We start from the raw sequence: 26,354 nt of genomic DNA, 5'->3' as shown, positions 1-26,354 counted from the left end.
CGCACTGATTGCCTACTGATTGCTTAGTACTAGATAGGCGCGGGTGAAAAGCAACGCTCCCACCCGCGCTTACCCACGCACTTTATCGATACGATATTAAGAGAGTCCTATGAAAACAATCAAAGGGCCAGCGCTCTTTCTCGCCCAGTTCGCCGGTGACGACGCTCCTTTTAATAGCCTTGATAGCATCGCCGCCTGGGCGGCAGGGCTTGGCTATAAAGGCGTACAGATCCCAAGCTGGGATGCCCGCCTGTTCGATCTAAAGCGTGCTGCTGAAAGCCGCACCTACTGCGATGAGGTGAAAGGCACGCTAGCCGAGCACGGCCTATCGCTGACTGAACTCTCCACTCATTTGCAGGGTCAGCTGGTCGCGGTACACCCGGCTTATGATGAGATGTTCGATGGTTTTGCGGTGCCCGAAGTGCGGGGTAATCCTAAAGCGCGCCAAGAGTGGGCCGTTAACCAGCTTAAGATGGCTGCCCAAGCCTCGCAAAATCTTGGCCTAACGGATCACGGCACTTTTTCCGGGTCACTGGCGTGGCCGTATATCTATCCTTGGCCCCAGCGCCCGGCTGGGTTGATTGAAACTGCCTTTGATGAGCTGGCGAAACGCTGGCGGCCGATTCTAGATGCCTTTGACGAGGCAGGAGTGAACCTCTGCTATGAGATTCATCCCGGTGAAGATCTGCATGACGGCATCACTTTTGAGATGTTCCTTGAGCGGGTCGGTAACCATCCTCGCTGTCACATCCTTTACGACCCTAGTCACTTAATTCTTCAGCAGCTCGACTACCGCGGCTTTCTCGATGTGTACCGTGAGCACATTCAGATGTTTCACGTTAAAGACGCCGAGTTTAATCCCAGCCCTAAACAGGGCGTTTATTCGGGCTATCAGTCATGGACGGACCGTGCGGGTCGTTTTCGTTCATTGGGCGATGGCCAAATCGATTTCAAGTCGATCTTCTCGTGGATGGCGGCCAACGACTATCACGGCTGGGCGGTACTGGAATGGGAGTGTTGCCTGAAACATCCGGAAGTAGGCGCACGCGAAGGCGCGGTGTTTATTCGTGATCATATTATTGAAGTGACCGAACGAGCCTTTGACGACTTTGCCGCTGGCGGGGCCGATGAAGCTGCCAACCGTCGCATTCTGGGACTCAAATAGCAGGGAGAGAATTACGACATGGGTGACGACATGAGCAATCAACACGAGACGCCGCGGCGGCTACGTTTGGGAATGGTCGGCGGCGGGCAGGGCGCATTTATCGGTGGCGTGCATCGCATTGCCGCACGGCTTGATGACCACTATGAGCTGGTGGCCGGGGCTTTTGCGTCTGACGCCGAACGCAGCCAAGCGTCGGCGGCAGAGCTACATGTAGCCGCTGATCGAGCCTATCCCGATTACCGCACCATGGCCGAGGAAGAGAAAAAGCGCGCGGATGGCATTGACGTGGTTGCGATCGTAACGCCAAACCATGTGCACTTCGACGTAGCGCGCACCTTTCTAGAAGCGGGCTTTCATGTGATCTGCGACAAGCCGATGACGATTACGTTGGAAGAAGCCCAAACGCTGGCGGAACTGGTCGAACGCAGCGGGCTGTTCTTCGGCTTAACCCATAACTACTCCGGGTACTCGCTGGTACGCCAAGCTCGCGAGATGGTCGCTAATGGAGAATTGGGTGATCTGCGCGTGGTGCAGGTGGAATACCCACAGGATTGGCTTTCCACGCGCCTGGAAGAAAGCGGTATCAAGCAAGCCGAATGGCGTACCGACCCCAAACGCAGCGGCCCGGCGGGCTGTTTGGGCGATATCGGCACGCACGCTTATCACCTGGCACGCTATGTGACGGGGTTGGAGCTCGAATCACTCGCCGCCGATATGCATACTTTTGTCGAGGGCCGAGCGCTGGATGACAACGTGCATATGCTGCTGCGCTTTAAGGGCGGCGCGCGAGGCATGCTGTGGTCGAGCCAAGTGGCGCCCGGTAACGAAAATGGCCTGCAGCTGCGTGTTTACGGTAGCCGCGGTGGCCTTGAGTGGCGACAGGAAAATCCTAATCAGCTAATGCATTCACCGCTGGGAGAGCCCACGCGAATACTGACGCGCAATGGCCCAGGTCTTGGCGATGCTGCCATGGCCGCTGCGCGTATCCCTGCTGGTCATCCCGAAGGTTATCTGGAGGCTTTCGCCCAGCTCTATCGCGATTTCGCCTTGCAAATCCACGCGCGCCAACGTGGCGATACTACCAATGCGCTGGAAGCAAAAACGCCGGACGTGACCGATGGCGTCGATGGTTTGACGTTTATCACTCGCGCACTGGCGTCGTCTAAGGCGGGTGGGCAGTGGGTCGATTTCTAAAAAGCATCAGTAAGACACTACCAAATGGATATGAGAATCGATATGAACCAGCACTCAGTGCGCTATACGAGCCTTGACCAGCGTGTGGTCTTTATTACCGGCGGCGGCAGCGGTATTGGTGCCGAGCTTACCCGTGCCTTTCATCATCAGGGCGCGCGGGTAGTGTTCGTCGATATCAATGATGATGCCAGCCACGCATTGGTCGCGGCGCTTAAAACCGAGACCGGACAAGCACCGATTTACCACCACTGTGATATTCGTGATGTGGCGAGCCTACAGCAGGTCGTCGCCGAGACTGGCGAAAACGTCGGGCCTATCCATACGTTGGTGAATAACGCCGCCAGCGATGATCGTCACTCCTGGCGGGATATCGATGTTGCCTACTGGGATGAGCGGATGTCGCTTAACTTACGGCCGATGTTCTTTACCGCCCAGGCGGTGGCCGAACAGATGATAAAAAACGGTGGTGGTTCGATCATTAATTTCGGCTCGGTGAGTGTACAAATGGCGCTGGGCGGTTTGCCCGCCTACGTCACCGCTAAAGCGGCGGTACATGGCTTAACGCGCAGCCTGGCGCGGGAGTTGGGCGTGCACAATATCCGCGTTAATACATTGGTGCCCGGCTCGGTGATGACCGAACGCCAGCTGGAAAAGTGGATTGGTCCCAATGACGAAGCCGTCATTCAAGAACGCCAGTGTCTCAAACTACGGCTTGAACCTGTACATATCGCGCCCGTAGCGCTGTTCTTGGCCAGCGCCGAAAGCCAGGCCATCACCGGGCAAGAGCTGGCGGTAGACGCCGGTTGGGCTTAGGAAGAACGCGTATTAATAGACATAAGCGATGCTAATGACAAACGTTCAATAATAAATACAAGGAGCTTACGGTATGACTCAACAGCGAACGCTAAGCCGCTCATCTTATATTCTGGTGATATGTTGCATTGCCGCCATCGGTGGTTTTTTGTTCGGTTTCGACAGTGGCGTCATCAACGGTACGGTTGATGGCCTGCAGGCTTCTTTTAACTCTGATAGCGCGGGCACGGGCTTTAATGTTGCTTCTATGCTGTTGGGGTGTGCCATAGGGGCTTTCTTTGCCGGTCGTTTGGCGGACCGCTTTGGGCGGCGCACATTGCTTATTGTGGCCGCAGTGTTTTTTCTGGTCAGCGCCTGGGGGTCGGGTATTTCCGGCAGCTCTATGGAGTTTGTGCTGTACCGTATTCTTGGTGGTATTGCGGTAGGTTCCGCCAGTGTCATGACGCCAGCCTACATTAGTGAAGTGGCACCTTCCGCTTATCGCGGTCGGTTAGCCACTATCCAGCAAGTGGCGATTATTTCCGGCCTTTTTGTGGCGTTTCTGAGTAATTATGTGCTGGCGTATGTTTCTGGTTCAGCAATGACTGAGCTGTGGTTTGGTTTTTCGACGTGGCGCTGGATGTTCTGGATTGAACTAATCCCTGCATCCATCTTCCTAGTGGCGTTATTGTTTATTCCCGAAAGCCCACGTTATTTAATCAGTACGGGTAAAGACACTGAGGCACGCCGCGTACTTGGCTTGGTGATGCCTGAGGAAGAAATTGAGCCCAAAATAAAAGAGGTTAATGCCACACTGAATCGTGATCATAAACCGCGTTTAAGCGATGTGCTTAATCGCACCACGGGCAAGGTGCATGGCATCGTGTGGGTGGGCATTGGGTTAGCCGTTTTCCAGCAGTTAGTCGGTATAAACGTGGTGTTCTATTACGGTGCCGTGCTGTGGCAGTCAGTCGGCTTTTCAGAAAGCGATGCGCTGCTGATTAATGTGATTTCGGGGGCCGTCAGTATTGCCGCCTGCCTCTTGGCGATTGCGCTGATCGACAAAATCGGCAGAAAGCCTCTGCTATGGGGCGGCTCCGTGGGAATGGCCATAACACTGGCTTGCCTCTCCTATGCTTTCTCTACCGCAACAATGGTCGATGGTAGTCTGCGCTTATCAGACGATATGGGTGTGTTTGCGCTCGTTGCAGCCAACCTTTACGTGCTGTTTTTCAATGCTTCCTGGGGGCCAGTGATGTGGGTAATGCTGGGCGAGATGTTCCCCAATCAGATGCGAGGGTCGGGGCTGGCGATTGCAGGCCTTTTCCAATGGTTAGCCAACTTCGGTATTACCATGACATTTCCTATCATGTTGGCTTCCGTCGGGCTGTTCGGTGCTTACGGTTTTTATGCGATCAGTGCCGTGGCCTCGGTTTTCTTCGTTGTTCTCTTTGTCAAAGAAACACGCGGTAAAGAGCTTGAAGAAATGACCTATGAGTAAACGGTAAATTCAGGCGGGGCAATTAAATATAGCAGGCTTACATTGCCCCGTTTGGCTGTACCGTTAAGGAGCATGTGTCAGTTATAGCCAATAAAATATTAATTTTTGTTAATAAAAACAAATACTTGGCATGGTCTAGTAAGCTATAAGATGCTGTTTGGTAATGATTTTTATTAATGATTGCCAGTAGGTGGCACGCGGGCTGCAATGATTTAGGTAAGAACGGAGCAGGCAAGAGGCCTGACGTTCTTAACCTTTAAACCACTTTATGATCCTCGTATTGCGGTTTAAGAAGTAACGTTATTAGGAGGCAGTATCATGATGAAGAAGGATTCTCTCAAGAAGCTTGGCATCCTAGGTGTATCGTTTGGCCTGATGGCTAGCCCTCTCGCATTTGCACAAATGGAAGGTAGTGGCACAGAGCAAGAACCGACACCGCAAGAAGAAACCATGCAAGACGATCAAGGTACCTACAACTCTTACGACACTGAGCAAGAGCAAGGCCAGGACGTAGGAACGGAGTATGAAGAGGAAGAGGAAGAATTCACTTTCGAAGAAGAGGAAGAGGAGCAAGAAGCACCCACCACTGACGATCAGCAGGGCGATTCCGGGTGGTAATTGCGATCTTTAAGGAATAACTTTTCTCGGGCTCAAGGATGAGCCACAAAATGCCCCGTTCATTGCGGGGCATTTTTATGCCTGACCGTTAAGGCCATCAACTAAGGCGCAAGATATAATGGTGCATTGCTCCTCTACAAGGATGTCTCGATGCAGCTGACATGGTCGCAAATACCCCAATTACCCAAGGCCGAGGGCCGTATACAGGCCATTGATTTGGCGCGTGGCCTGGCGATTGGCTTGATGATTATGAGTCACGCGGTCAGTGGGCTAGTTGGCATACGCAATGTGCCGGACTGGGGTATGGTGCCGATTCATTTTTTGACAAAGTTTTCTTCCTCGCTGTTTATTTTAGTCTTCGGTATTGCCTTGGCCGTGGCATTTTTGTCGCATACTCAAAGCGATGACTGGCCCAAGCGTAGGCTCAAGCTTTGGCTGCGCGCCGTGGAAGTCTGGTTCTGGTACAAAGCGCTGCTCGTGATTGAAATGCTGCCGTTCTACCCCCCCGGCGATATTGTAGATGCCTTGCTCTACGGGCGCTTTGCGATATGGACGGAAATCTTAGGCTTCTACGCTATCGCGCTGCTGTGGGTGCCGCTGATATTGCCACTATGGGCGCGGGCGCCGCTGTGGAGCCGCCTCGCCACGATTGGTGTTTTCGTCGCGCTAACGGTGTGGCTGCAAAGCCTTAGCTTCGGCGGTAACGATATTCTGAAAGCGCTGCTGGTCGACCACGAAGACCACTACGCATGGGGTCAGATTAGCCGTGCACCGCTGATTTTAGTCGGGCTGCTTATTGGTGAGGCGCTGCTACGCTGCTACTTTGAGCCCGTAGCGCGGCGTCGCTTAGTGCTTACGCTATTGGGGCTTGGAGCGCTCATGGTCGCCGGGTTTTACGCCTTAGCATTTGCCAGCGGCGATGTGCACGCGGCTATGCTGGCGGTGGCGAATAACGTTGGCAAGCATCCGCCGGGGCTTGAGTTTATGCTGTTTAGCTTAGGCGGTGCGCTGGTGCTGTTAGCCCTTGCACTGGCCGGGGGCGCCCGTGCGGCCAAGGTATTAATGCCACTGACCATGATTGGCACAGACGCGCTGAAGGCGTTTATTTTCCACATTGTGATGATTTTCTTGGTGCTGCGCTTTCTATTGCAAGGCGACGGCCTTTACAGCTATCCACAGGCGCTCGGCATTGGCGGGCTGTTGATAATTGGTGCCGCCGCATGGATTTGGGTGACCCGCTGGATGGCCGCTCATCGCTGATTTTTATATACAGCATAAAAGAGGTAACGCATTTGCGACATTGGATACGGCGTGGGCTGATGGCGCTGGCGCTTCTCATCGTAGCTTTTCCCATCGTAGCTCTTTTCAACGTACTGCCTGCCTCTGCACAGGCTGACGAGACCAATGAGTACGATACTAATGGGTACGAGACTAGCTGGTACTACGAGGTAGATAAGCGCAGCGCTTGGCAGGGCGATTTAACTGCTCGACTGCAGGCCATCGAAGGTGTGTTTGGCGGCCAGCTAGGCGTTTATGTACAGAACCTGGCCACTGGCGAAGCCTACTCTTGGCGTGCTGATGACCCTTGGTATTTGGCCTCGTTGATTAAAGTGCCGGTCGCGGCCCAGGTGCTGGCTGAGCGCCAGGCGGGCACGCTCACCCTAGATGAGCGCTTAACGCTTGCGCGCAGCGACTTTGTCGATGGCGCGGGCCCCACTAATTGGCACGACCCCGGCACGCCTATTTCCATTCGCTACTTGATGGAGCAAATGATTACTGTCAGCGATAACACCGCCACCGATATGTTGATTGATCGAGTAGGGCTGGCGGCGGTTAATGCGCGTGCGCGCAGAATGATCGCGGCAAGCGGTGGTGATCCCTCTGAAATCGGCCCTATTACCAAGCTAGTCGGCGTGCGCCAAGGTATTTATGGCCAGCTGCACCCCGATGCTCGTGCGCTGGGCGGCATGGACTTCATGGCGCTGCGCCAACACGCGGTGAGCCAGCGTGCTCAGGCACTCGCCCGCGTGCTGGAGGTGAGCGCCGACACCTTCGCGCAGCCGGATTACGACCACGCCTTTGATGCCTACGAAGCCACGGGCGAGAATGTAGGCACGCTGAGTGCTTACGGTGATTTACTGGCGAGCCTATACGGCGCGCAGCAAGGGCTTTCACAAGAGCAGGACGGCCCGGACAATCTAGATGCCGAGCAGCGCCAAGCGCTATTAGAGGTGATGCGGCGAACGAGCTCCGGCAAGCAGCGCCTCAAAGCGGGCTTGGGTGAAGGCATTACCTTCGCGCATAAAACCGGCACTCAGCAGCGGCGCAGCTGCGATGCGGGCATTGCCCTGCGCGAACAGGCCCAGCGCGAACAGGCCGATATTAACGCCGATGGCCCCTGGGTGATTGTTAGCTGTATGCGCGGCCCTGCGGCCTTAAGCGCTCATGAGCGGGCGATGGCCAGTGTGGGTGAAGCGTTACGCCGCAGTGGTGCTCTTGGCAGGCCATGATAAACTAGTCCGTCCTCGTTTCCGTTGGTATCAAAACGGCGACGAAAAAAACCACTTTAGGAGCAATTTATGTCACGCGCCAGCGCCCGCCACATTTTGGTCAGCAGTGAAGAACAGTGCCTAGCACTTAAAAAAGAAATTGAGAGCGGCAGCGATTTTGCTGACGTCGCTAAGCAGCATTCTAGCTGCCCTTCTAGCCGCCAAGGCGGTGATCTGGGCACTTTCGGCCCCGGTCAAATGGTGCCTGAGTTCGACAAAGTCGTCTTCAACGACGAAGTAGGCCAGGTACACGGCCCGGTCAAAACACAGTTCGGTTACCACCTGTTAGAAATCACCAGCCGCAGCTAATGTCCGCAACGTTTGCCTGAAGGCCGTCAAGCGCCGCGACCCTTTGAGGGGCGCGGCGTGAGGAGTACGCCTTGAACGACCCAATTATTACCATTAACGGCCTGAACAAAACCTATGAAGGTGGCTTTCAGGCGTTAACCCGTGTCGATTTAACGATTCAGCGCGGTGAAATATTTGCCCTGCTTGGCCCCAACGGGGCGGGCAAAACAACCCTGATTAGCGTGGTCTGTGGTTTGGTCAATCCGACCGCTGGCCACGTCGTCATCGACGGTTTTGATAACGTCAGCCAGTACCGCCAAGCCCGCGAACGCATCGGGCTGGTGCCGCAAGAGCTCACCAACGAAGCGTTTGAAACGGTGTGGAACACGGTCAGTTTCAGCCGTGGCCTGTTTGGCAAGCCACCCAACCCTGCGCATATCGAAAAAGTGCTGAAATCGCTAGCGCTGTGGGGTAAACGCCACAACCGGCTAATGACGCTGTCAGGTGGCATGAAGCGCCGGGTGCTGATTGCTAAAGCGCTTTCGCATGAGCCGCGCATTCTGTTTCTAGATGAGCCCACCGCCGGCGTTGATGTTGAGCTGCGCCGCGAGATGTGGGAAGTCGTGCGCCAACTGCGTGACAACGGCGTCACCATTATTTTAACCACGCACTATATCGAAGAAGCCGAAGAGATGGCCGATCGTATCGGGGTCATCAATCATGGCGAGATTGTGCTGGTTGAAGAGAAAGCGGTATTGATGAGTAAGCTAGGCAGCAAGCAGCTAACGCTTAATCTACAAACGCCGCTGACCGAAGTGCCCGCAGCTCTACAGCGCTTCGAGCTAAGCCTGGCAGCAGAAGGCCATGAGCTTATTTATACCTACGACGGTCGCCAAGAAGAAGACGGGCGCGGCATGTCAGAACTGCTGAGCGCTTTAGAACGTGAAGGGGTGGCCTTTAAAGACCTCAACACCCGGCAAAGCTCGCTTGAAGATATTTTCGTCGATTTAGTTAAGGAGCGCGCATGAACCTTCATCCCGTTCGCGCCATTTATATGGCGGAAATGGCCCGCACGCGCCGCACCTTGCTGCAAAGTATCGTTTCGCCCGTCATCTCCACCTCGCTATATTTTGTGGTGTTTGGCGCCGCGATTGGCTCGCGCATCAGTGAGATCAACGGGGTAAGCTACGGGGCGTTTATTGTGCCAGGGCTGATTATGCTGATGCTACTGACGCAAAGTGTTTCCAACGCGTCGTTTGGGATCTTTTTTCCCAAGTTTTCCGGCAGTATTTACGAGCTGCTTTCAGCGCCTATTTCGCACCTTGAAATTGTGATTGGCTACGTAGGGGCGGCGGCCTCGAAATCGATTCTGCTGGGGCTGATTATTTTAGCCACCTCAAACTTTTTTGTGCCGCTAGAAATCGCCCATCCGTTTTGGATGCTGAGCTTTTTAGTGCTTACAGCCGTCACCTTTAGTCTGCTCGGTTTTATTATCGGTATTTGGGCCGATGGGTTTGACCGGCTGCAGCTTGTGCCGCTACTAGTCATCACGCCGCTGACATTTCTTGGGGGCAGCTTTTACTCCATCGATATGCTGCCGCCGTTTTGGCAAACCGTCACCTTAGCGAACCCCGTGGTGTACTTGGTGAGCGGCTTTCGCTGGAGTTTTTACGGCATTAGCGACGTAAGCCTAGCGGCGAGCGTAGGTATGATTGCGCTATTTCTAACGGTTTGCCTGGCCACTATTAGCTGGATGTTCCGCACCGGCTATCGCCTCAAGCCTTGAGTCAAAACTTCTAACCCTTGGATACTGATAACCCCCTATGCCGCTACTGCAAAGTATTGTGCACCGCCTTGACCCGACGCTAGACGGTGAGCGCTTAACCTTGACCGCCGCGCCGGGCACTTCAGAAGCCGGTTTTTCAGAACCGAGTGACGACCCGGTGATGACGAGCCTAGTAGGTGCGCTCAATGACACCTACAACACCAAGCCCAAGGGCTGGGGGCGCTTCGTGGAAGAGGGCGAACAGGCGGGGCCCCTGGCCATGTGGCTGCGCGACTACTTAGCCGGTGAGCAAAGCTTTGCTGAGCTTTCCGTTTCATTAGCTGAGCGGCTGGCCAAGCAGCTACAAGAGCAGCTGTCAGTCAGTGGCTATTTAGTGATCAGCCATCAGCGTCAGGGCGATACGGAAACCCTGCTGGTCGCGTTAGTGCACCAGCGCGAAGGCATTGGCATTAATCCTGAGCATCACGCCGTGCCCGCCGCCCAGCTCAACACCAGTCAGCTCACGTTAGCTGCGCGCATCAACCTCACCCAGTGGCAAAGCGATGCGCCTAACGCGCAGTACGTCTCGTTCTTGAAAGACCGTGGCGGTAAAAAACTGGCTGAAGGCTTGATCGCATTGCTAGGCATGGAGGAGGGCATCGACTCGCCGGCTGAAACGCGCACGCTGCTTAAGGCGTTTAGCGACTACGTCGAAAAAGAAGATTTCGATGAAGAAGTCAGCCGCGACAAAACCGATACGCTGGTGGACTACGCCAACGAGCAGCTGCGCCGCGGGGAACCGATGACGCTTGAAGAACTCTCAGGGCTCGTCAATGAGCAGCAGCCTAAAGCGTTTTACGAGCATATCCGCAACGCCGATTACGGGCTCTCGCCAGAGATTCCGCCCGATAAGCGCACCTTAAGCCAGTTCCGGCGCTTTACCGGCCGCGCGGGGGGCGTTTCAATCAGCTTTGACTCGCATCTGCTGGGTTCAAGCATTGAATACGATGCCGCTCAAGACCGCTTGATCATCAAGCAAGTGCCCAAGCAGTTAAGAGAGCAACTTACCAAGCAAGATTGAGCGGCCTGATTGTGAAAGCTGAGAGGTTTTTCATGCCTGGCTCATCAAGCTTTCATAAGAAATATTTAACGTATCATGCAGGTTCTTCATCATTTTGAGAGACAGCTTGCGTTTACGGTTTAATATCTCAGAGACACGCCCGCTGGATCCTAAAAGAGGCTCTAGGTCTTGGCGGGTAAGCCCATTTTGCTCCATACGAAACGTGATAGCCTCAATCGGATCAGGCGGAGCAATAGGGTAGTGTTGGCTCTCGTAAGCCTCAATAAGAGTGACAAGCACCTCCATTTCATCACTCTCGGGCGTGCCTTCCTCAGCTTGAAATATAGTCTCAAGACGCTGAAAAGCAGTCTGTAAATCGTGATCATTGCGAATGGGTTTAATAGGCATTGACGGTCTCCGCATCTACTTCATCGTATTGATTGTGAGTGCCGATGAATTTCACCCATACGACCTTATTCAGCTAGGGGGCAATGTTATATCCAAAGGTCGTTTTCAAGCAATCCTCGTTAGATCCGCGTATTTAGGTGCAAGATGTATAAATCGATGCACTTCAATCGTTAGGCGCGGTCAGAAGTCGATAACTATCCAGGCCGACAACTATCTAGGAAAACACCCATGCTGAACGCCATTAGTGATTTTTTCCAGCGCACACTAGCGCAGCCAGAACAGCGCGAAAACCACACCCTAACGTTGGAGCTAGCCACGGCGGCGTTGCTATGTGAAATCGTGCGGGCGGACTACAACACCACCGATGAAGAGTTGGCCACCCTGCGCACGATGCTGCTGACTCGCTATCGGTTAAGCGAAAGCGCCGCAGAAGAGCTGATGGCGATGGCCGAAGCGCAGGTAGAAGACGCCGTTGACCACTATCAGTTTGTTAGCCTGATTAAAGACCATTACAGCTACGACCAGCGCCGCGAGCTGGTATCACAAATGTGGCAGCTGGCCTGGGCCGACGGTAGTGTCGACCCGCTCGAAGAGCACCGCATTCGCCGTCTGGCAGACTTACTGTACGTTAGCCACAGCGATTTTATCCGCACCAAACTCCAAGTAGAGGAGCGCCATAACCCCGATGTATAACCGCAACGAAGACTCGAAGTTAATGGATTTAATTGACTCAATAGAAGAGATGGAGCAGGACGCTTCACGGGTTAGCGTTAATGATGTGGTCTACGCCGTGGGGCGGCGCTCGTTTGGGCCGCTATTGCTAGTGGCTGGGTTGATTACGTTGGCACCGATTATTGGCGATATTCCCGGCATGCCAACGTTAATGGCCGTGTTGGTGCTGTTAGTTTCTGGGCAACTGTTGGCGGGGCGTGAAGCATTTTGGTTGCCCAACTGGCTGCTGAAGCGCTCTCTTTCACGAGAAAAGTTCGATAAGGCCATTAAATGGATGAAAAAGCCCGCCCGCTGGATTGATGGATTGCTGCGGGTGCGCTTGCCATGGCTCACGGGGTATATCGGTATTCGCGTAACGGCGGTTGTGTGCTTGCTGATCGCACTGGCCATGCCACCGATGGAGTTTATTCCCTTTTCAGCCAACGGTGCCGGGTTAGCGTTAACGCTGCTGGGCTTAGGTTTAGTCGCTCGCGACGGCCTTGCGCTGCTGCTTGGATTTGCGCTATTCGGCGCTACCTGCGTTTTTATCGCCATGAGCCTGTTCTAAAAAACGCGAATCTAGCGTTCCGACTCGGCCCTACTACTCAGCAAACCAACTACCAGCCTATTTAACTGCTGCTGAAACTGCCCGCCCGGCGAGGGTGGGTTGGGGTCTGAGGTAATTACCACGGTCATCTCCCGTTCGGGAATAACGTACAGCGCTTGGCCGCCGTAGCCGCGCCCGTAGTACACGTCTTCTCCTGCCAGCTGGGTTATAAACCAACCAAAGCCATAGCCGTCACCGGTCCAAGGGGACGAACCGCGCGGCAGCCACGAAGTAGCAACCCAGCCTTCAGGCAGTATGCGCTGCTCATTGCCGCTTTCATCTAATACGATGCCGTCGGTGCGATAAAGCTCACCTATCTCAATCAGCGCCCGCGGTGAAAGCTGCATATCGTTGCCGCCAAAATAGATACCCTGCGGGTCACGTAGCCAGGGGCGAATATTGATATTGAGCGGATCACCCAGCAAGTGCTGAGCAAGGGCATGAGTGGTCTCGCCGCTGGCATGGGTGAGCGCGGCGGAAAGTAAGTGGCTGGTGCCGGTTGAATAGAGCATTTGCCCACCGGGTTCATCAACAAAAGGGCGTGTGATCGCATCGTTCACCCAGTTGGGGCTAGCAACCCAGGCGCTGTAGTTGCTTCCCGATGTGCTCTCCAATCCCGCCTGCTGGGCCAGTAAATGCGCCACGGTGATCTCGTTAACCCGCGGGTCAGTGCCGCTAGGAAGGTGTTCGCCAAACAGCTCAACCATCGGCTGCTCAACGGATTCGATAACGCCCGCCTCAATCGCCGCACCGGTAATGGCCGCAAGCACCGTTTTAGACAGCGATTTAATGTTGGCAGGCGAGGCCACGCCCGGCCCACCTTGGTGAAGCTCATGGATAATCTCGCCTTCGTAAGCCACCACGACATTATGCACGCGACTGAGCGCAGCGGCCTGCTGATCAAGCGCCTTGAGCGCATTAGAGGAAGGTTCGTTGGCGGCGGCACTAACGATAGGAAATAACCACATAATGGCGAGCGAAATCGGAAAAACATGAGCGCGCATTGCAATATCCTGGGTTTAAAGGACTGGGTTTAAAACTGGGTATAAAGTATTCGGTACAAAGAAAAAGCTTTGAGCTTACTGGCGGGGTGGAGGTTCCGTCATGCCTGTGCCCGCTCATATTAAGAGCCGCTCACGCTTTGTTCTCTCCTGGAGAACTGGCGCAACGGATCGGTGCCAATGCGCAGGAGGCGCGGCTGGCACAGAATCTTTCGCGCAAAACGCTGGCACAGATGGCCGGCGTTTCCGAGTCAACCATTAAGCGGTTTGAGTCTAATGGGCAGATCACCCTTGAGGGTTTAGTGCTTATCGCCACTGCGCTGGGCTCCACACGCCAATTTGCAGAGCTTTTTAAATTAGAGCAACCCGTGTCGATTGAGGAGATTAAACGGCAAGGGCGCACACGGGGTCGCAAATGAAGCGTATCGACACGGTTGAAGTGCTGTTGGCAGAGACTGTAATGGCCCATCAAGGCAGAGCCTCACTTAAAGACACATTTTGAGCCCCGAAACGCGTCAACACTACGCAAAAGGTTCAAAAGCCTGCTAGGATGTGGGTGCTAGTTCAAGGGTGAGCAACCCTTTGATTTTCCCTGAAACGCACTAAGCAAGGAGCGCCCTATGCGTAATATTATCTACATCATCGGTCTTATCGTGGTAGTTCTGTTCATTCTTTCGATGCTTGGTCTGCGTTAACACCATGACAAAAAAGCCCGCCGGTTTTATACGGCGGGCTTTTTTATGCGCTGCGTTTAAGTATTTCTGTGACTGTGTTTAGGGATTTCTATCCGCGAGCTGCTAGGCGCAGTCAGCGGCGCCTTGTCCAAACATATCAAACATCAGCTCACGGCCTAGGTGGGTCAGTACAAAGCGGCCATGCTCGTTAAACGTGGCGGCTTCGCTGGTTTCCATCACCTCTTGGCAGGTTGCCCAGCTAGGGGCTGTGGCGCTTAGTGCTAGCAGCTCGCGGCGGGTTAAACCGCGCTGGGGCAGGGTAATGGTTTCTAGCACATGGCCATGGTCATAAAGCAGCTCGGCGGCAATCGATAAACACTGGCGAAGGCTGCGCTGTACATGCGCAAGGCGCGCAGGCGCTTTTATTAGCTCGGCAGGCATAAGTAATGTAGACATCGTATGTTCTCCTGCAATCAGCCCAAGGTGGGCTTGTGCAGCGCATTATAGACTAAGGTCTAGGTCTGGCCTAGGTCTAGATTGGATCAATGTCTATAATGTGATCGATGCTGCCGACACGCTTGTTAGCGCCACATGCGATCGTAGTCTTTCCAATAATTACCCATATCCCGCTCTTGGGTTAAATCGTAAAGCTCGTACTGTCGGTTCAAGCGTGCGCCGCCATCGCGTGTAAGCGGCTGCCAGCGTATTGTTGCGCGTTCTCTGCTTGAGAAGGTGAAAAAGGCATCTAGCGGCATGGCTAGGTATAAGCCCTTGTCGAAGTTACCCTCACCAAAGTCATCGCCTGCATCGGTCCAAGTTCCCCAGGCGCCAATGCGCACGCCTGAGTCAAACTCGCGGGAAAAGTCTAACGTTGCCCCAAAATCACCGGCTAAATAGCGGCCCACGCTCACCTTGGCCAGCACATCTTCAATACCGGTTTCTAAATACGCATTAAAATGGCCGGTCCAGGTGCTGTAATCACGTAATTCAAAGCGTTGCTCAAACTCGCGCTGGCGAACCCAGTTAACGTCGGCACCGAACGCCCAGGGCGCATCAAACGGCCGATAGAGAACCTCCGAGCCCACGCCGGCGTACATCATTTCCAACAAGCCGCCATAGCCCATGGCATATACATTGTCGCTTAGCTTCGCAGTGCGGGTGTACTGCAAATGCTCAATACCCAGCGAGGATTCCGTCAGGTAGTCGCCAATAAAGGTGCGCACCCGCGGCAGGTTAGAATCCGCGATGTATTCGTAGTTATCTAAGTTGTCTAGCAGCGTCCACGCTAAGCTACCTGAAAACCAACCGTTGGGGTCCGTTTGATATTCCCCGCTGAGCACTGCCTTTAGGCGATAAAGATAGCCGTCAGGGCCGCCAAAGTTTTGGTCGATCTGTGGGCCTAGCTGCCAGCTAAAGCGTTGAGCGGGGGCTTCGTAAAGAGTTTCACCTGCACTATTGCCCAGACTTGCCTGGGCATAAATGCCGTAGCGGTAGGCGTATTCCAGGTCAGCAGAGGTGGCCGCCTGAGCAAACTGCTCACGGTTATGCACGCTTTCGCGCAGCGGTAGCCCTCGCTCTTGCCAATCAAACCGGAAAGAATCGATGCTGTTGTCGGCCTGGGCATGCAAAATACGGTTAGCGCGGCCCTCGCTTTGGGCCAATGATCGAAACTGCTCCGGCTGCGCTGTCACCGTAATGCTATCGCCACGCCGAGAAATGCGTTCTACCTGCATGCCCGCATTGTCGTTTAGCACTTGGCTGACCGTCGCCCAATCCGCCTGAGGCTCAGCCCCTAACGGCAGCGGGCGCGGGTCATTTTTGACTTGGCTAAGCCCTGCCAAGTTCAGGTTAAACGTTATACCGGCCATGGCCGTATTACCGCGCTGCCAGCCGGCGTGCAGCTCAGCATTATCACTAATGGCTAAGCGCGCCCCGGCGTTAAAGCGGCTGTCTTGCGCCTGATTGTTACCCTGTGGCTCATCGGAATAGTTATTCCCTTCATATTCCAACTGCAGTATTAGCGGGTTCCAAGGGGTTTGGTACTCGATGCCGCCGAAAAAAGCGGCAGGGCCAGCAAAAAACTGGCCTGTATTAAGCTCGCCGCCACCTGCGCCGCTGCTTTCTGAGCGGTCATCAAAGCGGTCAGCCAGCCAGCCTAGCGGCGAGTCGATATCACTCGCGTTGCCTAAGTAGCCCCAACCAAAGCCTGCCGTGAAATCCAGGTCATACCAACGCTTACTGGCGACTAAATACTCAGCCCCAAATAGCGTGGTGCCTCCGATATCCCGTGCGCCCACGGCCAGTTGAGGCCAATAGCGGGTTTCATCCAACAAGCGAAGCTTGGCATCAAAGCCTTTATCAAGGTTACGATCAAAAAGCGCCGATTGACGGTTCTCAACCTCTACATAGCGAAAGCCGCCTTCAAACCACTCGGTTGGCTGGAAGAAAACGTTATAGCGCCGGTAGGGGGCCGTCCGGCTAAAGCTCACCGACATTTCGCCTAGCGGATTCATCCGCGCGGAGGGCGTTTGCATAATGCCCACGCCGCCAAAGTCACTTTGCCCCGTGCCCAGCTGCCCAGCAATACCATCAGCCGCTGCCGAGCACGACAAGAAACTGGTCGTTGCTAACAGCGCACACACTGACAAACGTTTAGAGCCAACGCGATTAAAACCGTAAAAAGCCAAGGGATACATTATTGAGCTTGCCATTGAGTGCACTGGTCGCCAGGAAGTTGCGCAGCTAGCACGCCAGGCAGCCGCTGATTAATAATATCAAGCTCATGGGTCGTGCCTGGAAACGGTAGCGCCCCCATCAATCCTTGCCGAGTGGGCAGTTCAATCGCGATGCGGCTACCGGGGGCAAGCGGGGTATCTTCATGGTTCCAGGCAGCAATGCCGCGCCGGATCACCTCGGCCTGAGGAGTAACAAGGTGCACATAATCGATAGACGTAAAGGCGCGGGCGTTGAGGCCGTGGGCGAGCGTATCGAGCGTCATGCCAGGTTGCCAAGCGGTGCGAGTAACGCCTTGTAGCCCCCAAACTTCTACCCAGGTAGGTATTTCGCAAGCGCCCCAATGAATAACGCGGTCAAGCAGCGGGGCTTCACGCAGGTTAGTGCCCAGCTTCAGTAAATCTAAGCGCTCAGGGCTGCGCAGCGGCTGGCCTTCTAAGCTGCGCAACGTGTCTCGCCACGCGGCGATGGTTTGTCGATAGAGTGTATTGCCAGCTGCCTGTGCACTAATAATAAGCGTATTAAGCTCTTCAACTAGGTAGCGCCGCTCTTGCTGAAAGCGCTCTTGATCAGCGGCCAATAATGCATACGCATGGCTCCAGCTAACGGGTTCCGTTAGCTGCGGCAATGTTTCAAGCCAGGCATCGGCAAGCGTAGGCGCCGCAGGTGCAACAGTATCGGCACGACTAATCGCTGCTGTGGTTAACAGCACTGAGCCTGCCAGTAATGCCGTAGTGAACAAGCGTTTAGTTAACGATACGTACGCCCAGCAGTTAGAGCGGTAAGTTGTAATTCTCATATCTCTCGCTTTAGCGGCATCGAGTAACGTAATACGATTATTTAGGGGGGCTAACGTAAGCGTTGTTATTCGCTATCCCACCATGGCCGAGCAACTTGCCAGCTAATCTCAGGGCCCTGGGGCCAAGCCTGCTCTTCAACTTCCCACAGCCGCAGCGTAGCAGGGTCTCTCCACCACAACACCTGTGTGATTTGCCCGTTATCCCAAGCATAAGTGGCCTGGCAAGGCTGAAGAGAAAGCGCGGTGAGTAACAGCGAGCGCTGCTCAGCAGGGCCACACAGCATACGACCCTTTGCACGCTGGGCATGGCTAAGGCCTGCCTGATCAACCCAATGGCGTTCTATGCTAAAGACCGCAGGGGAATTAAGCTGCCAAGGCATGCGAGCGCTAACTTCGTTAGCGAGCGAATAGCGAGTAGCTAACAAATCCCCCTGTGCGGTCGCGGCCGCATAGAGCCCGCCCTGGTAAAGGCTTAAAAAGCCACTTTCTGCCATGGGCCAATGCGTCTGCTCCCCGCCCTGGGCGCCTAATACAACTAAGCCCCGTTGAGTAGAGGTAGTAATCGAAAGAGAAGCAAACGCAATGCTTTCCGCCTGTTCGGCGGTGGCCTGGCCACTGCTAGGGCTTAAAAGTGCCACGGCCCTGCCGGCAGGTGAGTTCTCAATAACGCTACAGCCGCTCAGGGTAAACAGGCCACCGCCGATGGCGAGGGCCAATGCATGACGCACAAAAGCCGCTGTTAGGCGGCTTTTGGGTAACGCAGAACAACAAAGAGGCAAGTGCCGAATAGAAGATTTCAAGCGCAACCTCAGTTCGTGCCGGTAGTGCCACTAGAACCGGCTGAATCTGCAGAGGCAACGGCAACACCCAGAACCACAAGGCTCGCAGCACCAACAACGAGTACCGTTGTGCTAACACCTAGTGCGCCTGCCAAACCACCCGTAGCTGCACCGCCACCCGCTACACCACCGCTAGCGGTGGGTGTGCTTGCATTGGTAGGCGTGCTTGTAGAGGTACTGCCGCCAGTAGCGGTAGGTGGCGTTTGAGCCAGCGCCAAAGGCGAAGCTAACATGCCGGCAATGGCTAGAAAAGCCAGTGATTTCTTCATCATAACGCTATCTCCTATCAGCAAGAATTAAGTGCAAAACAATATTGGCTTAATGTTTAGCGCAAAAAAGTAATCTGCGCGTAAAAATCTAAGACAAAATATTGCCTAAATAGTAGCGCGCAACTCATCCCAAGCATAGTCCCAAACTAAAATTTTGATCTGTTTTTATCAACGCGCCGCACCATCGTTTCAATTAGCTAGTCATAATGGGTGGCAAATGCTGCCACCTGCATCGCAAGAGCGAGGCTGGCGGACAAAAAGCATCAACCATAGGGCTGGCGGCCAGGCTGTGGCCTATAGGATAGATTAGGATTTAGACATATTAGTGACTCATTTGGTGCTTTTTTATGACACGATAATATTAAATAGTGCTACTTAATAAAGGTATCAAGTTAAGTGTCTAAGTGATGATAATTACTCGATAGTTTAGGCTGTGAAAAGTACTAAAAATGGGCAGGAAAATAGTCAGCTACATACAGCCATGATTGTTAGATTTCTTCTAGCGTATTGATGCCGAGTTAGGTAGGATGCCAGGCTCATAAAAGTTAACGATTCAAACAAGTAAGCCTGCTAGCAAAAGTGTTACAGGTGTCGTGATAACCCACCACTTGAGTAAAGCGGATGTATCAGTGTCGTATTGCCGCACGCCCTCTGCGGCGGCTACCTTTTGCTGCCGCCTTAATCGGCGTGCTTGCACTTTCTGGCTGCGCGCTGGCGCCCGGCGGGCATATGGATTACAACACCCAAGCCGCCCCTATTGACGACCTCGTTGATGTACAGCCGATTACCCCAGGCTTAATTGCCTCTATGCCCCGTATAGGCAACCGCGCTACGCCAATGTCAGCAGAGTTAAGCCAAGCAATTGACACCTGGGAATACCTAATCGGCCCCGGTGACGTGCTTACCATTATTGTTTATGACCACCCAGAGCTAACTATTCCTGCGGGCAGCGAGCGCCGCGCAGAAGATGCCGGTAATCAGGTGCGCAACGACGGCACCATTTTTTATCCGTTTGCCGGCCACCTCCAAGTAGCCGGTTTGAGCCTTGAAGAAGTTCGCCGTTTATTGTCACAGCGCTTAGCAGGTGTAATTCAAGAGCCTCAGGTAGATGTGAATATCGCAGCCTTTCGCTCACAAAAAGTCTTAGTCAGTGGGGCGGTTGGGCAGCCGGGTAGCGTGCCTGTTACCACGGTGCCTCTCACCGTGGCCGATGCGATTAGCCAAGCGGGCGGCGCTGGGGAAGAAGCCAACTGGCATGAAATATATCTAACTCGTAACGGAGTCGAAGAACGCCTTTCGCTATTTCGCCTGATGCGTGAGGGCGATCAAAGCCAGAACCGTTTATTACAAGACGGTGATGTGCTGCACGTGCCTAGTTCAGAAAACCAGGCCGTGGCGGTAATGGGGCAAGTTCTTAAGCCAGGTAACGTGCGCCTAGGTAACGAGCGGTTGTCGCTGACCGATGTGCTTTCGCGTGCGGGCGGGGTGGATGAAGCCACCGCTGAGCCATCCGGCATTTTTGTAATTCGCGGTAATGAGCAAGGCAGCGAGCGCCTGGCTACGGTTTACCAATTAGATATTGGCAATGCGGCAGCGCTGGTGCTAGGCAGCGGCTTTTCAATGCAGCCAAACGACGTGGTCTATGTGACCACCGCACCCATTGCCCGTTGGAACCGTGTGATTAGTCAACTGTTGCCGTCTATACGCTTACCTGGTTTTGCCGGGGAAAGTGTTAGTGATTCACGCGATTTGTAACAAAGCACTGGTATAAAGGCGATAGCTTGAGGCTTGGGCATTGCCGTACAGGCTTTAAGCAGCGCTCAGCGGATAATCATTACGCTTAGATAAAGCCATGATTAGCAGTGAGTAACGCGCACGCAGCAGGAAGTGTTAAATAATGTTTCAGCGTATTTTAGTGGTATGCATTGGCAATATATGCCGCAGCCCAGTAGCAGAGGCCATGCTGCGTGCGCGCCTTCCGGGCAAAGAGTTTTCATCGGCGGGGTTGGGCGCAAGAGTGGATGAGGGCGTTGACCCCACGGCCCGGCAGCTAGCGGAACAGGCAGGCCTAAACGTTAGCAGCCACAAAGCACGGCAGCTAACGCCTGAGATGCTTCAGGCGGCTGATTTGATATTAGTCATGAGCGACGGCCAACGCCGGGCAGTAGCTGAGCTTGCACCGGCCGTGATGGGTAAAACAATGCGCTTAGGCCATTGGTTGGAAGAAGGCCAGGGGCGTGATATTCCCGATCCCTACCAAAAAAGCTTGGAAGCCTTTGAGCATGTTCACCAGCTAGTGGCCCAAGCCACTGAGCTGTGGATCAAAAAGCTAGCGTGAAAACTGTTCTAAATGGTTGTAAAGAACGAGCCCTAATTAGCAAACGTGGATGTAAATAAAGAATGAGTGATGTAACGACCCCGCAGCCTCCTGCCAACAGTGATAATGAAATAGATCTAGGGCGCCTGATAGGCCTTCTGCTAGACCACAAATGGTGGATTGCGGGCGTCACTGTGCTGTTTGCCGCGCTAGGGGTGGTGTTCGCCTTGTTATCGACGCCTGTCTATCAAGGTGATGCGTTAGTCCAGGTAGAGCAGAAGGCGTCTTTAAATCCGTTGGCCAACCTAGGTGACATGTTAGGTCAAGAAACCGAATCAATGACGTCAGCAGAAGTACAGATCCTGCAGTCGCGCATGGTGTTAGGGCAAGTGGTGGATCGCGTAGGGCTAGACACGGTCGTAGAGCCAAACAGGCTGCCCATTATCGGCGGGTTTATCCAGCGCTATGCCATTGAACGCCCAAATTTTATGCAAGGCAATGCTGCCGTTTGGGGCAATGAACATATCCAAGTCGGCCGTTTAGAGGTAGATGATGCCTACAGAAGTGAGCTATTTACTTTAAAGGTAGAGAGTGAAGAAGGTGAGTACTCGCTCTGGTGGGAAGATGAGCGTATAGGCGCTGGCCAAGTGGGCGCATTAAGCAGCTTTTTGAATGATGGCGTTAAGGTAAGCGTGGTTGAACTAACCGCCGCCCCAGGGGCGGAGTTCACCCTGACAAAGCTACAAAATTCTGGAGCGACTAGGCGTCTGCAAGGACGTTTGAGCGTCAGTGAAGTAGGTGGTACTCGTAGCAGCAGTACCGGCATGTTACGGCTAACTCTAACCGGTGGCGACAAGCAAGAAATTAAACGCTCGTTGGATGCGGTGACTGAAACGTTTCTAACGCAAAACGTTGAGCGCCAGTCAGCCCAAGCAGAACAAAGCCTGGCCTTTTTAGAAGAGCAATCACCTGAATTGAAGGCGCAGCTTTCTGAAGCAGAAAATCGCTTGAACGAATACCGAGTAGAAGCGGATAGCGTGGATTTAAACACCGAATCCCAAGCAGCGATTGCGCGCTATATAGAGCTTGAAGAACGGCTGAATGAGGTGAAGTTCCAAGAGGCGGAATTAGCCCAGCGTTTTACGCCCAGCCACCCTAGTTATCAAGCGCTGCTGCGCCAGAAAAGCGTTATTCAAAACGATTTAAATGATTTAAACGAGCGGGTCAGCCAGCTACCTGAAACACAACAAGAAGTGGTGCGCCGCACCCGCGATGTTGAGGTAACGCAAGCCATTTACGTCAATGTACTGAATAAAACCCAAGAGTTACAAATGACCCGCGCGGGTACTGTGGGCAATGTGCGCATTATTGATAGTGCACTAGTCAGCTCTAACGCCATTGCGCCCAAAAAATCACTGATTGTGGTGTTAGCTACTTTACTGGGCGGCATGCTAGCGGTGGGTGTTGTGCTCGTGATGGGGTTGCTTCGTCGTGGTATTGAAACTCCAGAACAGATTGAACAGGCCGGGTTGCCGGTGTACGCCACAGTGCCGCGCTCTGATGCCCAGCAGAAGCTTGTGCGTAAAGTAAAAAATAAAGGTGATAAGCGTAGCCACGAAATCACTACGGCTATTTTGGCCGAGCGCGACCCTGCGGACCTTTCCATTGAAGCGTTGCGTGGCCTGCGTACCAGCCTGCATTTCGCGATGCTGGAAGCCAAAAATAATTGCCTGATGATTACCGGCTCAAGCCCTGGCATTGGTAAAAGCTTTATTTCGGTAAATCTAGCCGCCGTATGTGCTCAAGCGGGGCAGCGAGTACTGGTGATTGATGCTGATATGCGCAAAGGCCATATTCATCACGCCTTTGGGGGGGGGAGTACCAACGGGCTTTCCGATGTGCTTTCAGGCCGTAGTACTTGGCAGACCCAAGTCCGCGGCAGTAATAATGTAGAGGGCTTAAGCTATATGAGCCGTGGCATTGCTCCACCCAACCCCTCTGAGTTGTTAATGGGCGAGCGTTTTGCACAAATGCTGGCAGAAGTTGAGCAGCAGTACGACTTAGTAATTGTAGATACCCCTCCAGTGCTAGCGGTAACTGATCCCGTCATTGTGGGTCATCACTGTGGCACAACGCTACTGTTGGTGCGTTTTGAACTCAATACTTTACAAGAAATAAAGCTAACCACACGCCGTTTAGAAAACGGTGGTGTAGTTGTTAAAGGTGCCATTCTAAACGCAATGGAGCGTAAAGCCGTCAATAGCTATGGATATGGTTACTATCAATACAGTTATAAAACTATATCAGAGTAATTGGTTAATGTCCTAAACAGCCAAAAACTGCCTTGGGATTAAGAACGAAAATGTATAAAGCTGGATTATTTCAGTCGTTTTGAATATTAATGAGGAGGGCATTGAGAATACGCCCGATAATCTTAGGGCGGTAGCGTGTCTAAAATGTACTTTTAAGCTTAGCTACAATGCTAAGAGTTAAAATAATAGATTAACATTAGGCCAATAGTTTGCGAACGCTAAGCTTACTCAGGTTTATTAAATAGTATCGTCAGATCTTAATATTATCCCATTCTAGTCGCTTAGGATTATCCTCAAATGCACAAACTCGAAGACATCAAGCTCGCCATCATCGGTCTCGGTTACGTTGGCCTACCTCTCGCCGTAGAGTTTGGTAAAAAGCGATCTGTCATCGGCTTTGATATTAACCAGTCGCGAATTGACGCACTCCGTAAAGGCCACGACAGCACGCTTGAAGTTGAAAGCGATGAAATGAAAGAGGCTGATCAGCTGATATTTACGGCAACAATAACTGAGCTAGAGTCAGCTAATGTTTATATTGTGACCGTCCCTACACCGATTGATGAACATAAACAACCTGATCTAACACCACTATACAAAGCTTCAGAAACGATTGGTAAAACGCTGAAACATGGCGATATTGTCATTTATGAATCTACGGTTTATCCCGGCGCTACAGAAGAAGAGTGCATACCGGTACTGGAAAAGAATTCGGGCTTAAAATACAACATTGATTTTTTCGCAGGTTATAGCCCTGAGCGTATTAATCCAGGTGATAAAGAGCACCGAGTCACTAATATTAAAAAAGTAACCTCCGGCTCTACTCCCGAAGCAGCTGAGCTGATAGATGCATTATACAATGAAGTTATTACAGCAGGCACCCATAAGGCAAGCAGCATCAAGGTAGCTGAAGCCGCCAAGGTTATCGAAAATACTCAGCGTGATTTGAATATTGCTCTAATTAACGAGCTAGCAGTGATTTTCAATAAAATGGATATTGATACAGAAGCCGTCTTGCAAGCAGCTGGTACTAAATGGAATTTCTTGCCTTTCCGCCCTGGCCTGGTTGGCGGTCACTGCATAGGAGTAGACCCCTACTATTTGACCCACAAGGCGCAATCCATTGGCTACCATCCAGAAATTATTCTCGCAGGTCGTCGTTTGAATGACAGTATGGGCGCTTATGTAGTGTCACAGCTAGTTAAATGCATGATGAAAAAACGCATTCATGTTGATGGTGCAAAAGTACTAATTATGGGACTAGCGTTTAAAGAAAACTGCCCTGACCTACGTAATACCCGTGTTGTAGATATCGTAAAAGAACTAGGTGAATACAACATAGAGGTTGAGGTATACGATCCGTGGGTATCGATAGCTGAAGCCGAACATGAATATGGTATTACCCCAGTTATAGAGCCATCAATTAACAGCTATGACGGTATCGTTGTCGCTGTAGGCCATAGCCAGTTCAAGGCATTAGGCGTAGAGAATATCCGCAAACTCGGCAAGTCAGAACATGTGTTGTATGATCTGAAATATTTACTGCCAGCTGAAGAGTCCGATCTGCGCCTCTAAAGGTATCTAGATCTGAATTAATGGAGGCCGAGTTTAATCTTGGTCAAAAAAATCTATTCAAATTTAAGAAGTGCATATGACTCGTTACGAACAACTTCTTCAGGAATTGCCAAAGAATTCTAAAACCTGGCTTATTACTGGTGTCGCTGGATTTATTGGTTCTAATCTTCTAGAAACACTGCTAAAACTTGATCAGGAGGTAGTCGGCCTCGATAATTATGCTACAGGTCATCAACGTAATCTTGATGAGGTCAAAAGCTTAGTCTCTATAGATCAATGGGCACGTTTCAACTTTATAAAAGGCGACATTCGTAATTTGGATGATTGTCAAAAAGCTTGCGAAGGTGTCGACTACGTATTGCATCAAGCAGCATTAGGTTCCGTCCCTCGCTCGATAAATGACCCTATCACTACTAATGGCACAAATATTAATGGTTTTCTCAATATGTTGGTAGCTGCCCGTGACGCTCAGGTTGATAGCTTCACTTACGCTGCTAGTAGTTCAACTTATGGAGATCATCCGGGCTTACCGAAGGTGGAAGACATAATTGGTAAGCCTTTGTCGCCTTATGCTGTTACCAAGTATGTGAACGAGCTATACGCTGACGTATTTGCCAAAACTTATGATTTCCAAACGATTGGCTTGCGTTACTTTAACGTGTTTGGTAAACGTCAAGATCCAAATGGAGCATATGCAGCAGTGATTCCGAAGTGGACTGCTGCAATGATTAAAGGTGAAGATGTATTTATCAACGGTGATGGCGAAACTAGTCGTGATTTCTGTTTCATCGATAACACTATACAGATGAATTTATTAGCAGCAACTACTGAGAATGTAGATGCCAAAAATTTAGTATACAACGTTGCCTTGGGTGACCGAACAACTCTGAACGAACTGTTTGCTGCTATACAAAAAGCATTGAAAGTTAATGGTATATATTACCCCAAAACCCAGCAGCACAGAGCCTTTAGATCAGGCGATGTACGCCATTCACAAGCGGATATCGGAAGAGCGACAAAGTATTTAGGATACCGTCCGGAATTTAAAATAGAAAAAGGTATAGATCTAGCAATGCCATGGTACATATTAAACATGAATAGATTGCAGTAAATGCAGCGAAGATTAAGTACACATAGTGATCAAGAAACTAAGCGTTTAGTCAGCACGATTAAATAT

Annotated in this window: 26 protein-coding genes; 19 read left to right on the top strand and 7 right to left on the bottom strand. The window is 52.4% G+C overall.

The genetic code is table 11. From position 1 onward, the window contains the following. Positions 1 to 109 precede the first annotated feature (109 nt). From KUO20_RS13870 to KUO20_RS13820, 11 genes are all read left to right on the top strand, one after another. Positions 110 to 1,165, top strand: coding sequence for a sugar phosphate isomerase/epimerase family protein (locus KUO20_RS13870; RefSeq protein ID WP_235040421.1), 1,056 nt, complete (start codon positions 110 to 112; stop codon positions 1,163 to 1,165). Positions 1,166 to 1,195: 30 nt separating this feature from the next. Beyond that, on the top strand, positions 1,196 to 2,359 hold the full coding sequence (locus KUO20_RS13865; protein ID WP_235040420.1) for a Gfo/Idh/MocA family protein: 1,164 nt from the start codon (positions 1,196 to 1,198) through the stop codon (positions 2,357 to 2,359). Between the two features lie 42 nt (positions 2,360 to 2,401). Continuing rightward, the gene (locus tag KUO20_RS13860) at positions 2,402 to 3,172 is read left to right on the top strand and encodes an SDR family NAD(P)-dependent oxidoreductase (protein WP_235040419.1); all 771 of its coding nucleotides are present in this window, start codon (positions 2,402 to 2,404) and stop codon (positions 3,170 to 3,172) included. A 73-nt stretch (positions 3,173 to 3,245) separates the two neighbouring features. Continuing rightward, positions 3,246 to 4,652 (top strand): sugar porter family MFS transporter, encoded by a 1,407-nt coding sequence (locus tag KUO20_RS13855; protein ID WP_235040418.1) that lies wholly within the window; start codon positions 3,246 to 3,248, stop codon positions 4,650 to 4,652. A gap of 318 nt (positions 4,653 to 4,970) precedes the next feature. Next, positions 4,971 to 5,270, top strand: coding sequence for a hypothetical protein (locus KUO20_RS13850; protein WP_096277867.1), 300 nt, complete (start codon positions 4,971 to 4,973; stop codon positions 5,268 to 5,270). Positions 5,271 to 5,420: 150 nt separating this feature from the next. Then, a complete protein-coding gene (locus KUO20_RS13845; RefSeq protein ID WP_235040417.1) occupies positions 5,421 to 6,530 on the top strand; it encodes a heparan-alpha-glucosaminide N-acetyltransferase domain-containing protein in 1,110 nt (369 codons plus the stop codon). Positions 6,531 to 6,589: 59 nt separating this feature from the next. After that, on the top strand, positions 6,590 to 7,780 hold the full coding sequence (locus KUO20_RS13840) for a serine hydrolase (RefSeq protein WP_235042488.1): 1,191 nt from the start codon (positions 6,590 to 6,592) through the stop codon (positions 7,778 to 7,780). 69 nt (positions 7,781 to 7,849) lie between these two features. Beyond that, positions 7,850 to 8,128 (top strand): peptidylprolyl isomerase, encoded by a 279-nt coding sequence (locus KUO20_RS13835; protein WP_096277871.1) that lies wholly within the window; start codon positions 7,850 to 7,852, stop codon positions 8,126 to 8,128. Between the two features lie 71 nt (positions 8,129 to 8,199). Beyond that, a complete protein-coding gene (locus tag KUO20_RS13830; protein WP_235040416.1) occupies positions 8,200 to 9,135 on the top strand; it encodes an ABC transporter ATP-binding protein in 936 nt (311 codons plus the stop codon). Beyond that, positions 9,132 to 9,893, top strand: a complete 762-nt coding sequence (locus KUO20_RS13825; RefSeq protein WP_096277875.1) for an ABC transporter permease — start codon at positions 9,132 to 9,134, stop codon at positions 9,891 to 9,893. Before KUO20_RS13830 ends, KUO20_RS13825 begins: the two co-directional genes overlap by 4 nt. A 37-nt stretch (positions 9,894 to 9,930) precedes the next feature. Then, positions 9,931 to 10,953, top strand: coding sequence for a nucleoid-associated protein (locus KUO20_RS13820; RefSeq protein WP_235040415.1), 1,023 nt, complete (start codon positions 9,931 to 9,933; stop codon positions 10,951 to 10,953). A 30-nt stretch (positions 10,954 to 10,983) separates the two neighbouring features. Here KUO20_RS13820 and KUO20_RS13815 read toward each other — a convergent pair whose 3' ends face one another. Beyond that, the gene (locus KUO20_RS13815; RefSeq protein ID WP_235040414.1) at positions 10,984 to 11,340 is read right to left on the bottom strand and encodes a helix-turn-helix domain-containing protein; all 357 of its coding nucleotides are present in this window, start codon (positions 11,338 to 11,340) and stop codon (positions 10,984 to 10,986) included. 228 nt (positions 11,341 to 11,568) lie between these two features. On the opposite strand from KUO20_RS13815, the gene KUO20_RS13810 reads away from it, so the two are divergent. Together KUO20_RS13810 and KUO20_RS13805 are read left to right on the top strand one after the other, a co-directional pair. Next, the gene (locus KUO20_RS13810) at positions 11,569 to 12,033 is read left to right on the top strand and encodes a tellurite resistance TerB family protein (RefSeq protein WP_235040413.1); all 465 of its coding nucleotides are present in this window, start codon (positions 11,569 to 11,571) and stop codon (positions 12,031 to 12,033) included. Next, positions 12,026 to 12,619: an exopolysaccharide biosynthesis protein gene (locus KUO20_RS13805; protein ID WP_235040412.1), complete on the top strand. Its 594-nt coding sequence runs from the start codon at positions 12,026 to 12,028 to the stop codon at positions 12,617 to 12,619. The genes KUO20_RS13810 and KUO20_RS13805 overlap by 8 nt, the downstream gene beginning before the upstream one ends. A gap of 11 nt (positions 12,620 to 12,630) precedes the next feature. On the opposite strand, the gene KUO20_RS13800 is transcribed toward KUO20_RS13805, so the two are convergent. Then, a complete protein-coding gene (locus KUO20_RS13800; protein ID WP_235040411.1) occupies positions 12,631 to 13,662 on the bottom strand; it encodes a serine hydrolase domain-containing protein in 1,032 nt (343 codons plus the stop codon). A gap of 137 nt (positions 13,663 to 13,799) precedes the next feature. Here KUO20_RS13800 and KUO20_RS13795 point away from each other — a divergent pair, with 137 nt between their 5' ends. Continuing rightward, entirely contained in the window at positions 13,800 to 14,078 is a 279-nt protein-coding gene (locus tag KUO20_RS13795; protein ID WP_235040410.1) for a helix-turn-helix domain-containing protein, read from the top strand. A gap of 378 nt (positions 14,079 to 14,456) precedes the next feature. Here the strand turns inward: KUO20_RS13795 and KUO20_RS13790 are convergent, their stop codons facing one another. From KUO20_RS13790 to KUO20_RS13770, 5 genes are all read right to left on the bottom strand, one after another. Then, positions 14,457 to 14,774, bottom strand: coding sequence for a hypothetical protein (locus tag KUO20_RS13790; protein WP_422823146.1), 318 nt, complete (start codon positions 14,772 to 14,774; stop codon positions 14,457 to 14,459). Between the two features lie 140 nt (positions 14,775 to 14,914). After that, complete coding sequence (locus tag KUO20_RS13785; protein ID WP_235040408.1) at positions 14,915 to 17,029, bottom strand: YjbH domain-containing protein; 2,115 nt, start codon at positions 17,027 to 17,029, stop codon at positions 14,915 to 14,917. Continuing rightward, complete coding sequence (locus KUO20_RS13780; protein WP_235040407.1) at positions 17,029 to 17,865, bottom strand: hypothetical protein; 837 nt, start codon at positions 17,863 to 17,865, stop codon at positions 17,029 to 17,031. The genes KUO20_RS13785 and KUO20_RS13780 overlap by 1 nt, the downstream gene beginning before the upstream one ends. Before the next feature lie 65 nt (positions 17,866 to 17,930). Beyond that, positions 17,931 to 18,593 (bottom strand): hypothetical protein, encoded by a 663-nt coding sequence (locus KUO20_RS13775; RefSeq protein WP_235040406.1) that lies wholly within the window; start codon positions 18,591 to 18,593, stop codon positions 17,931 to 17,933. A gap of 80 nt (positions 18,594 to 18,673) precedes the next feature. Then, positions 18,674 to 18,976 carry a hypothetical protein gene (locus KUO20_RS13770; protein ID WP_235040405.1) on the bottom strand — a complete coding sequence of 101 codons (303 nt, stop codon included), beginning with the start codon at positions 18,974 to 18,976 and terminating at the stop codon, positions 18,674 to 18,676. A 618-nt stretch (positions 18,977 to 19,594) separates the two neighbouring features. Here KUO20_RS13770 and KUO20_RS13765 point away from each other — a divergent pair. The 5 genes from KUO20_RS13765 to KUO20_RS13745 all read left to right on the top strand — a co-directional run bounded on the left by KUO20_RS13765 (position 19,595) and on the right by KUO20_RS13745 (position 26,288). Then, the gene (locus KUO20_RS13765; protein WP_235040404.1) at positions 19,595 to 20,728 is read left to right on the top strand and encodes a polysaccharide export protein; all 1,134 of its coding nucleotides are present in this window, start codon (positions 19,595 to 19,597) and stop codon (positions 20,726 to 20,728) included. Between the two features lie 142 nt (positions 20,729 to 20,870). Continuing rightward, positions 20,871 to 21,311 carry a low molecular weight protein-tyrosine-phosphatase gene (locus KUO20_RS13760; RefSeq protein ID WP_235040403.1) on the top strand — a complete coding sequence of 147 codons (441 nt, stop codon included), beginning with the start codon at positions 20,871 to 20,873 and terminating at the stop codon, positions 21,309 to 21,311. Between the two features lie 62 nt (positions 21,312 to 21,373). Further along, positions 21,374 to 23,602, top strand: a complete 2,229-nt coding sequence (locus KUO20_RS13755) for a polysaccharide biosynthesis tyrosine autokinase (protein WP_235040402.1) — start codon at positions 21,374 to 21,376, stop codon at positions 23,600 to 23,602. A gap of 297 nt (positions 23,603 to 23,899) precedes the next feature. Continuing rightward, positions 23,900 to 25,177 carry a Vi polysaccharide biosynthesis UDP-N-acetylglucosamine C-6 dehydrogenase TviB gene (gene tviB / locus KUO20_RS13750; protein ID WP_235040401.1) on the top strand — a complete coding sequence of 426 codons (1,278 nt, stop codon included), beginning with the start codon at positions 23,900 to 23,902 and terminating at the stop codon, positions 25,175 to 25,177. A gap of 76 nt (positions 25,178 to 25,253) precedes the next feature. Then, on the top strand, positions 25,254 to 26,288 hold the full coding sequence (locus KUO20_RS13745; protein ID WP_235040400.1) for an NAD-dependent epimerase/dehydratase family protein: 1,035 nt from the start codon (positions 25,254 to 25,256) through the stop codon (positions 26,286 to 26,288). Positions 26,289 to 26,354 lie beyond the last annotated feature (66 nt).

Origin of the sequence: Vreelandella profundi (assembly GCF_019722725.1) — a bacterium.
Lineage (GTDB): Bacteria > Pseudomonadota > Gammaproteobacteria > Pseudomonadales > Halomonadaceae > Vreelandella > Vreelandella profundi.
This window is presented reverse-complemented; position numbering and strand designations above follow the sequence as displayed.